Genomic DNA, 10,851 nt, shown 5'->3' with positions numbered 1-10,851 from the left:
TACTTCTGTAAATACCAGCAAACTTACTGTTCCGGAAGGTTATGAACTTGTTGAAAGTGGTGATCTCCCAATCAATGATGGCTATGTATACGCAGAAGTTCGTAAAGTTGCAACTACTAAAACTGTAAAAATTAACTTCTACTGCCCAGACGAAAAGAAACAGATCGCTGAGCCTGAACTTGAAGTTGCTAAAGATGCTACTTCTGTAAATACCAGCAAACTTACTGTTCCGGAAGGTTATGAACTTGTTGAAGTTGGTGATCTCCCAATCAGAGATGGCTATGTATACGCAGAAGTTCGTAAAGCAGTTACAACAAAAGGAATTACTGTTGTATATCAGGATAGAAAAGGAAATGTCATCAAAACAGCTCCTATGACTGTTGATAAAGATGCTACTTATATTAACACTGGCAAATTAACAGCACCAGATGGATATACAATTGGCATCGTTGGTGACATTAAAATTTCCCAAAATAACAAAGTTTATATTACTGTAGACCAGAATAAAAAATCTGTAACTGTTATTTTTAAAGAATCTGGTAATGTTGTCAGCAGTAAAAAACTTTCTGTAGTAGCTACTGCCCAATATGTTGATAAGAGCAGAATCACAGCACCAGCCGGATATCGGATTGCAACAACTGATTCCAAATTTGAAATTTCCAAAAATAATACAGTAACTGTTGAGATTAAAAGATCAGGAAAAACAATTAAAGTTGTTTATAGATTAGCAAAAACAAACAGAATTGTTACTACTGGAAAAATCGTTGTCGATAAAAAAGCTACATCTATTAAAGCCAGTGAAGTTCCGGTACCAGCAGGATACAAAATGGTAACAACAGGTTCCTGCTCTGTCAGAACTAAAAAAATCGAAATCTATGTAAAGAAATAATTTATTAAGAGTCACACATATCGATAACTTTCAGGTATCGTTAATAAACAATTTATTTACATACTCACAGATTCCTAAAAAGAAAGGGTCTGTGAAATAAGTCCCTAAATCACAACCACCGGCTTAGCCGGTGGTTTGCTTTGACCCTATAAGGGTCTGTTACCGGCACTGGAATCTAAAGACTCATCGAAATAGATCATTTCGACCGAGGTTCTTCTTTGTACAAAAAAGAGCCTTTGACCAATATGATCAAAGACTCTCCGTACTGGTTTACCAGTATTTTTTACATAGCTGATAGTTCCCAGTTCCGATTCTGGCATAAAGAAACCACTGGCTAGATTTTAAACTCTTTATATAATTGTTCTCTGTATGTTTCATCTTCAGATGCTCTGATAACTCAGTTACCGAGTAATTCGCAATCTACTAATATTTCTTTACATAACCAGAGGCTTTTTCCTGTGATAAGGAAAATTCTTCCATGATATTTCTGATTATATCCTCCTCACTAATGTTGAATTTTTTGCAGGTTCTTATCGTTGCACGGATTCTCTCAAGTCGTCCCTCACGCTGACCTTCAAGCACCCCTTCGCGTCTTAATTCTTCCAATGCATTACACATACTCATCGGCCCTTCTTCCTGTTCTGATCTTAAAGCATGGTCAATAAGCTGCTGCGATTCTGTGACTGAACCTATCACAAGTCCAAGACTTGCAGAGATCTCCTGATCCTGGTACATTTCCCTGATCTTCTCATAATTTTTTTGCATAAATGCTTCTGCTCACATCAAATACCATATTTACATCTGAATTACAGAAGCGCAGGGAATCACTTGTTCTCACCTGAATCAAGTTCATCCTATAGTCCGATACCAGTTGCTTTATCTTCTCTGGGATTTCCAGCATATCCTTTAACGAAAGTGGACCATCCCATTCGTTTTCTTCATAGTATACGCACTATAGTGGTTCAGTTGTCAAGACAAAAATTTAAGCATTTTATAATGAACTGATATATGTAACTGGGTAGGGGAGAAAATCCCCTCCCTTAGGCTGCATGATTATCCAGTAACAGGATTGGATAATAGCAGGATGAGTAGGGTCTCCCGAGGTAAGACATTAATCTTTCGTTCCACAACCTCTTGATTTACAATTTCGGTTTACGTTTACCATTATCCATACCGTTACTGATACCGACTTGTGGTTCGCTACACTTGGCGGTAAATACCCATGACTGGACTTGCCCCAGTAAGATTAGTGCCGAGCAGTTTCTGTCTGGCAATTTCACGCGCTAAATCAACACAATCTGTCATAGACGTTGCAAAAGTTGTGTGCTATATTGATTATATAAGAATAATTCTTTCGATGTACCAGACCACTGATTTGGTACCATGCAACTCCAACACAAAACCACCATTATTTCCAAGGAGGATTTGAAAGATGAAAAAGAAATTGTTAGCTTTATTACTGGCTTCTTCTATAGCTCTAATGAATGTTGCTCCTGCATATGGTACAGATATTTTTACTGACCCGGATAATGCGGCAAACGAAGATGTAATTTCTGTTCCTGAGGAGCTTGATAACAATGGAGAGTTCAATGACACTGAAGATGAGTTTACTTCGGAACAGACAGATGATGATTTCTTTTCGGATGAAAAGGAAATGCCTTCTGTTCAGGAGGGGGACACATTGGTTGCAAATGCAGGGCAGGGAATAACAGCTGGTACTTCCACATATTCCTCAAAGTCTTCCTTTGGCCGGAGAAAGGCTCTTTCCCAGCTTCAGGGTATGGGAATCAACAGCGGATCTTACAGCTGGAACTGGGCAAGTCCTGAATATACTTCTTATTATACAGATGAGGCAGGAAATCTTCATATTGTTGCCTGGAAAGATCAGACTTTATACGATGCCACCTGCAATTCCAATCTTAATGTTATCAATGTAACAACAGTAAAGCTTCCGCTTCCATTGTGGGGAGGATTCTATGCTGCACCAGACGGGAATTTTTATGTTGCAGTAGGGCAGAAGAATCTGAACGAAGACAACAGCATAACGGCTGTCCGGATTCTCAAATACAGCCATGCCTGGAAACTGCTTGGTGCAACGGACATTGGTGGCGGATATACAAATATGTTTGAAGGAATCTACATTCCTTTTGATGCTGCTTCCCTGCGCATGACCCTGATCGGTTCTACCCTGATCGTCCATACAGGACGGGAAATGTATGGAATGGAAGGAATACACCATCAAAGTGATATCACTTTTGTCATCAACACTCAGGATATGACGCTTATTAATTCAGATATGCCCTATTGCAGCCATTCCTTTAATCAGTTTGTTGTAAATGACGGTTCTCATGTATATTTTCTGGATCATGGGGATGCTTATTACAGAGGTCTGATCCTGTCTTCCTTCTCTGCATATTCTGGCGGATATATCGCTCAGGATCGTGCGGTAAATATCTTTCCTTTTATGGGGGCTACAGGTGATAATTATACCGGATGCGAGGTAACCGGATTTTCTCTGACAGGAAATAATCTGATCACAGTAGGCAAGTCTGTTCCCCATGGTTTTGCTGTGAATGGACAGACCGGATATGAGAATCTTAACAAAAATATCTTTATGATAATTACAGATAAGAACAGTATGACTTCCAGATTTATCTGGCTCACTCAGTATTCACCATCAGGAGCAGAAATAACTCTGACAGAACCAAAACTTATCCCCGTAGGAAATAATCAGTACGCAGTCCTTTTCTCAGAGGAAACCTCCAACCAGAGCGTTCTGCATTATCTCCTTATGGATATGTCCGGAAACGTAATATTATCCAAGTTATACAAGAATGTAACGATCCAGACGGATTCCCAGCCGATCCTATGGGGACGTAATATTGTATGGGTATCTGGAAATTATGATAACGGCAACTATGACAGTTCCCGCACATACCTGTATGAAATCCCTGTAGTAACAACTCCACTTAACGGAATTGCTCTGAACCAGACAAATCTGACAATTGACGAAGGAAATACACAAAAACTCACACCTTCCTTTACACCATCCAACTCTGATGATGTAAAAGATGTGGTCTGGACAAGCAGTAATCCTGGGATTGCGTCTGTCTCAGAGGATGGAACCATTCAGGGGAATGGTTATGGTCAGGCAGTAATCACTGCTTCTGCCGGAGATTTTCAGGCCCAGTGTCAGGTGACGGTAAAGGTATCTGAGAACAACACACCACTGACAAAACCTGTGCTGAAACTTTCCCAGAAATCTGCAGATCAAATACATTTAACCTGGAAAAAGGTTCCGGGTGCCAAAGGATACCAGATTTATTGCAAAACAGATTCCCAGTCTTCTTATAAGCGGATAAAAACCCTGAAAACAGGAGCTGTCAGTTTCGATGCTGCTGTAGTACCGGACGTAACTTATTCATTTAAAGTCCGTGCTTATGGAACCAACGCAAGTGGAAAAAACAAATATTCTAAATTTTCAGCGGTGAAATCAAGAAAAGCTGCTGTCCCGGCTCCATCTAAGGTTTCATGTAAAATGAGTAACGGTGGTATAGAGGTTTCCTGGAAAAAAGTAGCCGGTGCTTCCGGATATGTAATTTACCGCAATGGTTCCGCTGCCAAAACAGTGAAGTCCTCTGTCTCAACCTGGAAAGACACAAAGGCTTATGATTCCCAGACAGGTATGTACTGGGTTTATAATTATTATGTAAAAGCATTTAAGACAGTAAACGGTAAGCGAATATACAGTAAGCCCACAAAAACGATAAATCTTTACTCGTAAATTATAAAACTACAAAAAGCACTATCACTTTGGTAAATAAAGTATAAAACAGGGCAGTCTCATCGGCAAAATTTTTGCCGGGAGGCTGCCCTGAGTATTTGTCTTATTTCACTTCTACTAATTCAATCTTGAAGTTAAGTTCTTTTCCAGCCATTTCGTGGTTTGCATCAAATGTGATATTTTTCTCATCTTTAGCTGTTACTTTAACAGGGAATGGCTGACCGAACTGGTTTGACAGGTATACCTGCTGGCCAACTGTCAGGTCTTCGGAACCTGGGAGCTGGGCGATTTCCATAGTGAAGATAGCGTTTGGATCTGCCATACCGTATGCTTCTTCAGGCATAAGGTGAACATCAATGATCTGACCAACTTCCATGTCAGCTACAGCAGCATCAAACCCTCTGATCATCTGGCCTGCACCGCAGATGAATTCCAGCGGTTCGCCACGGTCGTAAGAAGAATCAAACTGTGTTCCGTCATTGAAAGTTCCTCTGTAATGTGTGCGGCAGGTTTTTCCTACATTGCGTCCTGTAAGCGGAGGCTGTGATCCGCCACATCCACCGCATCCGCCACCGCAGCTGTCTCCACAGGAGTGTCCCTCCTCATGGCTGCCACAGGAATGACCTTCTTCATGATGGTGATGGTCGCAGTTAGCTCCGGAAGACACTAATTCGCCTTTTAAATAGCTTTCAACTGCCTGGTCGGTATTTCCCTGGGCTCCGGCGCATAATTCGATTCCTGCCTCTGTGAGAGCTGTCTGAGCACCACCGCCGATACCACCGCAGATCAGAACATTTACACCCTGCTCAGCAAGCAGACCTGCAAGTGCACCATGTCCTGTACCGTTAGAACCGATCACTTCACTGGAAACTACTTTGTTGTCTTCCACTTCATAAACTTTAAAAGACTCTGTTTTTCCAAAATGCTGAAAAATCTCTCCATTATCGTATGTTACTGCAATTTTCATTTGAAAAATCCTCCAAATTATTTTTTATACCCATTCAGTCCAGTATAAACTGTCTGCGACATAAAAGCAAGGCTATTTGATTAGGTAATTCTCAATTCCATTTGCAATTCCCCGTACCATTTTTTTCTGATAAGAACTCTGCTGCATGCGACGGTCTTCGGAGGGATTGCTCATATATCCCATTTCGATAATCGTTGTCGGAACTTTACTCCAGTTATTTCCGGTCATAGAGTCCGTTTCCCAGACGTATTCTTTTCTGCATCCTGTAGCTGCCACATATGCATTGAGTACAGTCTCAGAGAGAGCTTTGTTTTTTCTGTACATAGATGAAATATAAGGACTGTTTCTGGTTGTACAGATAGTCAGTGCTCCACTGATAGAAGAATTATCACTTCCATTGGCATGGATACGGATATACGCATCTGCATTTGCCTTATTTGCCACTTTTGCGCGGTCAATACAACTGAGAGCTACTTTACTGTTGGTTCGGGTCATTATTACCTTAAACCCTCTTTTCTGAAGAAGAGTTCTTAACTGGAGACCGATACTCAGGTTAAGTTTATATTCCTCCACACCTGTAGCAACACCCTGAGTTCCGGAAGTATCTTTCTCCTTTAATTGACCGGAACCAGGACCAAGAGGCTCATAACCGCTGGCAACGACAGCAGAATGTCCCGGATCCAGTACAACAACAGGAGTCCAGACCCCCTTACTGTTAATCTTTCGTCCATTTACAGTCTGATTGATACGCATTCTTCCGGTCTGTTTGCCAAAATACCTGAAACGGTTATGAATACGATGCCACCCTGTAAGCATAGTACCGTCTGCAGCAAAACAGTAATAATACTTTCCGATTTTGTGCAGGTCTGTCAGCTTTTTGCCATTCTTATAATAGTATTTTTTTCCACCGTAGGTTTTCCATCCGGTGAAAGTACTGCTGACAGATACTGCCTGGACATCTGTAAAATCTACAGCAGGTAAAGCTGTGACCAGGAGAAGAATACACAAGAGCCAGATAAAACATGATTTTCTTTTCTTCATACATGATTTCCTTTCATATAGAGATATTTTAAGTGATGGTTCTGTATGTTGATTATATCATAAGATTATCTGGGGATGTGGGAAAAAGTTCCTAAAAAGAAAGACTCCGGTCGCAATGACCGGAGCTTTCTTTTTAGGAATCTGTATTAATTACCCAAATGGATTATTTAACAGTAGCTTTTTTCAGGTTTGACCATGGGCTGAAGACTTTCTTTCCGTCTTCGGATGTTCTGTTGAATGCATGCATTCCAACTACCCATGTTCCCTTTGGTACCTTCTTGAATGTTGCTGTTACTGTACCTTCTTTGAGGTTCAGTTTTTTGTGATTGCCATACTGGTATGGACGTGTCTCACCGTTTTCTTTCTTGGAGCCAGTTCCCAGTACTACATCGTAACCAGTTGCATTTGCAGCTGCTTTGTATGTTACTTTAATAGTAGATCCGCTTACTGTTACGTTTGTGATAACTGGTGCATCTGGTGTGATTGATGTTACAGAGAATGGATAGGCATTAGACCATTCGCCAAATACTTTCTTACCGTTCTCATCACGTTTCCAAGCGTGGCAGTATGCGTAGTATGTTCCCTGCTGTACATATTTAAATGTAGTAGAAGTCTGTACCTGATTCTTGCTGATGGAATCGTAGTTCTTGTTTTTGATGCAGTCACGGTCTGTAGAGATTACATAGTCGTAACCAACAGCACCATCAGCTTCTCCGGAAAGGATTACAGTTGCTTTGTTGCCAGCGACTTTTACATTGCTGATGATTGGAGTTCCAACTTTAACAACTTCACCACCTACGGTAACATCTTTTGAACCAACATAGTATTGGTTTCCAGCTGTTGCTGCTACAGTTGCTGTCTTCTTGTCATCACTTAATTTAACTGTAAAATCTTTGTTATCAACTTTAAGGTTACCATTCATTACAGTAAGAACAGCTTCACCCTTAGCATCAAGATCAACTTTGATGTCAAGATTTGCTACATTTTTCTTAACGATCTTCCATGCTCCGGTTACATCTTTACTGCCTGCATAAACACCTTTTCCTTTTACAGTCCATGCATAATTTGTTGCACCTGGAGCAGTACCAGCTTTTACCTGACTCAGTACTACAGTATAATCTTTATCTTTAACTAATACCTTATCACCATCACGAACTACAATAGTAGGTTCAGCAACCATGTTTGGTCCTGCATATTCTGCATCTGTTACAGTAACTTCTTTTTCTGTGAAGTACAGTTTGGATTCAATTGTAAAGTCTTTAACAGCGGCAACATTTTTTACCTCAACTTCTTTACCGGTTGAAAGATCTTTCTCAGTACCATCAGCTTTATAATTTCCCTTAGCTATAACGATAACTTTTGCTCCACCTGCACCAGTTGTATTGTTTACATACTGGATCTCATAATCATCACTTGTTACTTTCTTATTTCCAACAACATTTGGCGTAAATACAACTTTAGCAAATGTTTTCTCTTTTCCATCGTATGTGAACTTCTGAGTACCAGTTAATTCAATACCATTTGCATTGTAAACTCTAATAGTACCATTTAATTTTGCCTGCGCAATATCAAATGTTGCATTTTTTGTTGTTCCGGATGTAAAGTTCTTGTTATCTTTTACAGGTGTTAATACAAGACTTCCTGCCTCTTTACCAGCGTTGATATTTTCACCGTATCCTGTAATCTGGAACTGAGATTTAACATCAACATCACCTAATTTAACATCAATATCATTTAACTTAGGCTGGATAGACTCACCTGTATATTCAGCATTTTTATATGTAACAGTTACCTTATCAGCACTTACAGGGACAACATTGAATTTAGTAGTAGCCTCAACTTTATTATTGTAATTTCCTTTACCAACGATTACTAATGTTGCTTCTCCAACCTCTTTGCCACCAATTGTGTTCTTTACTTCGTAATCAGTTCCCTCTTTAAGAAGTTTGTCACCGTCATATACTTTGTATTCAGGTACAATTGCTTTTCCTGTGTAATCATAAGATGTTTTATCCATCTTAATGTTAGCAGATGTTAAAGTTTTACCTACAATAGTGCTTTCAACAGTATCCGTTTCACCAACACCATAGTTATTCTGGGCATCTTTGCTGTACTTAATTGTTGAAACAACAGTATTACCTAACTTATTTTCTGCTTTTCCGGAAGCATCTTTAATAGCATAAGTAACGGTATAGTCTGTACCTTCTTTTAATGTCCAGGTCTTTTTATCTCCGTTTTCTGCTGTAATAGTTACAGTTGGAGCGTAGTCTTTATATGTTGCACCCTCTTTATATTCTACATCTGTTGCTTCTTTCTTCTTGATTGTTGCAGGTGTAATGTTAAATGTATACTCTTTAACAGATCCAGCATATGTGTTTTTACCAACAATACGAACAATACCTGCATTTGTTCCGGCATTTACATTTGTACCAAATTCTACGGTATACTGATTCTGGTCAAGGTACTGAGTTGTTCCTTTTTTGTAAATATGTCCGTTAAATTTAGTTGTATCTTTAGTAATCTGAGAACCTGTATAATAAGCAGCTTTAGCTAATTCAGCCTGTGCTGTAGCATCCAGTTCAATTGCGTCTGAAATATCAGATGCATATAATGTAAGAGTCGCAGTTGTAGAACCTGTTACATTCTTTGTTCCGGATTTAGGTCCGATTGTTACTGTATATGTTCCAGATGCAATTGCATTTGCAGGAACGGTAACTGTAACATCATTATCTGTTAAAGGCAAAATGTTCCCCTTGGCATCTTTGATTGTTAAATCGCTTGCTGCTAAAGTAACAGCTTTGTTATTTGTGGATGCAGGTTTAGCTTTAACCGTTACGGTGCATTTGCTGAGATCACGGGCAACAACATTATATTTGCCTTCAACCTTAGTTGTTAATGTTCCACTGTAATTCTCGAATTTGCTCATATCAATTTCAGCATTTGCTTCATATGAACCCACTTCTTTAGAAGCAGTAGTCGGAGTTACTGTTTTTACAGCACCGTCAATTGTTTTTCCATTAACGTCCTGAACACGGATATCAGCGGCTTTCGGTGCAACATCGGAACCTGTATATTCAAAAGAATTATTGATATAGCTTAATTTAAAGTCTCCAGCTGTTGCTGCCTTCTGTCCGATTGTGTACTCTGTTGTAACAGTTCCAGTATATAATTTTGAATTAGTTACTGTAACGGTTACTGTGACTTTAGAACCTTTGTTAACCAGGTCTGGAGTTCCTGTATAGTCAACACTGTATTTTCCAGTAGTTTCAAAGTCTGCCGGCATTTTTACATCTACATCAGCTTTTACTTCTTTTCCGGTATATTCTGTTTTAGCACCTGCTTTAAGTGCAACAGTTGCTCCGGCATCTTTGATGTTTTTGGCAACTACAGCAACTGCAGAAGAAGTATATGTCCAGTCTCCATTGTTATCCCACATAAATAATGTATAAGAATTTCCTACACAATCTTTAGCTGATGGCAGAGCAATTGTAAATTTTCCATTTGCGTCTACTTTAACGGCGTTTCCAGCATCTGTTGCTAAACCTGTAGCTATATTTTTCCATGTATATTTCAGACCTGTTACAGATGTATTTTCTACACCAGTCTGTTTAATATTACCTGTTACACTATCTGAATTTCCCCATGCAACAGAGGTTGGAAGTTCTTTGTCTAATTTTACAGTCCAAACATCACCTGTAGACTGTGCCTCTGGAGCATCTGCTGTATTGCCTTCAACAACCGGAGCATCTGCTTCAGATGTAAATGCTGCATCTGTTCCGTCACTAAATTCAGCAGCCCAAACCGGCACGTTAGAGGTTGCCAGCATTGCAACGACGAGAGACATACTTAAGGTTTTCTTAGCCATGCCTTTCTTCGTATTCTTAATCTTTGTCATGATTATAGTTCCCCTTTGGGTGGTGGACAGGTTGATTTTGGAGAAAATTTCGTATGAGGAATTGATTTCAGACTTGAGGAATATCCGGATATTATGATTTATAAGTGGATAATTGTTGACAATCATAGTAAAAACAGACAGTTATTGCAAATAAATCTGATGTTGTATTGAAAAATTTTTCTGGTTTTACGCTGATTGTAACAAGCAAGTAACGATACATAATGAGACTCATAAAATATAAAATGCTCAGGGGATCTGTCTGAAAAATTGACGGT

The 10,851-nt window shown here is 39.5% G+C and carries 6 protein-coding genes; 2 read left to right on the top strand and 4 right to left on the bottom strand.

Annotated elements, in window-relative coordinates:
• The coding region (locus LJE12_RS09000; protein WP_227292181.1) for a hypothetical protein at window positions 1-889 on the top strand (889 nt) is incomplete at its 5' end.
• Between the two features lie 423 nt (window positions 890-1,312).
• Here LJE12_RS09000 and LJE12_RS08995 read toward each other — a convergent pair.
• Entirely contained in the window at window positions 1,313-1,654 is a 342-nt protein-coding gene (locus LJE12_RS08995) for a hypothetical protein (protein WP_227226879.1), read from the bottom strand.
• Between the two features lie 667 nt (window positions 1,655-2,321).
• On the opposite strand from LJE12_RS08995, the gene LJE12_RS08990 reads away from it, so the two are divergent.
• Window positions 2,322-4,673, top strand: coding sequence for an Ig-like domain-containing protein (locus tag LJE12_RS08990; RefSeq protein ID WP_227226878.1), 2,352 nt, complete (start codon window positions 2,322-2,324; stop codon window positions 4,671-4,673).
• A 103-nt stretch (window positions 4,674-4,776) separates the two neighbouring features.
• Here LJE12_RS08990 and LJE12_RS08985 read toward each other — a convergent pair whose 3' ends face one another.
• The 3 genes from LJE12_RS08985 to LJE12_RS08975 form a co-directional block, all read right to left on the bottom strand.
• Window positions 4,777-5,640: a NifB/NifX family molybdenum-iron cluster-binding protein gene (locus LJE12_RS08985; RefSeq protein WP_055154263.1), complete on the bottom strand. Its 864-nt coding sequence runs from the start codon at window positions 5,638-5,640 to the stop codon at window positions 4,777-4,779.
• A 72-nt stretch (window positions 5,641-5,712) separates the two neighbouring features.
• Window positions 5,713-6,681 carry an N-acetylmuramoyl-L-alanine amidase gene (locus LJE12_RS08980; protein WP_173745098.1) on the bottom strand — a complete coding sequence of 323 codons (969 nt, stop codon included), beginning with the start codon at window positions 6,679-6,681 and terminating at the stop codon, window positions 5,713-5,715.
• Window positions 6,682-6,844: 163 nt separating this feature from the next.
• The gene (locus LJE12_RS08975) at window positions 6,845-10,576 is read right to left on the bottom strand and encodes a hypothetical protein (protein ID WP_227226877.1); all 3,732 of its coding nucleotides are present in this window, start codon (window positions 10,574-10,576) and stop codon (window positions 6,845-6,847) included.
• Between the last annotated feature and the right edge of the window lie 275 nt (window positions 10,577-10,851).

The sequence above is a fragment of the Blautia sp. DFI.6.71 genome, assembly GCF_020593585.1.
GTDB classification, from domain to species: domain Bacteria; phylum Bacillota; class Clostridia; order Lachnospirales; family Lachnospiraceae; genus Blautia_A; species Blautia_A wexlerae.
Note: the sequence above shows the minus strand (reverse complement) of the source record. Positions and strands in the feature narration are given on the sequence as shown.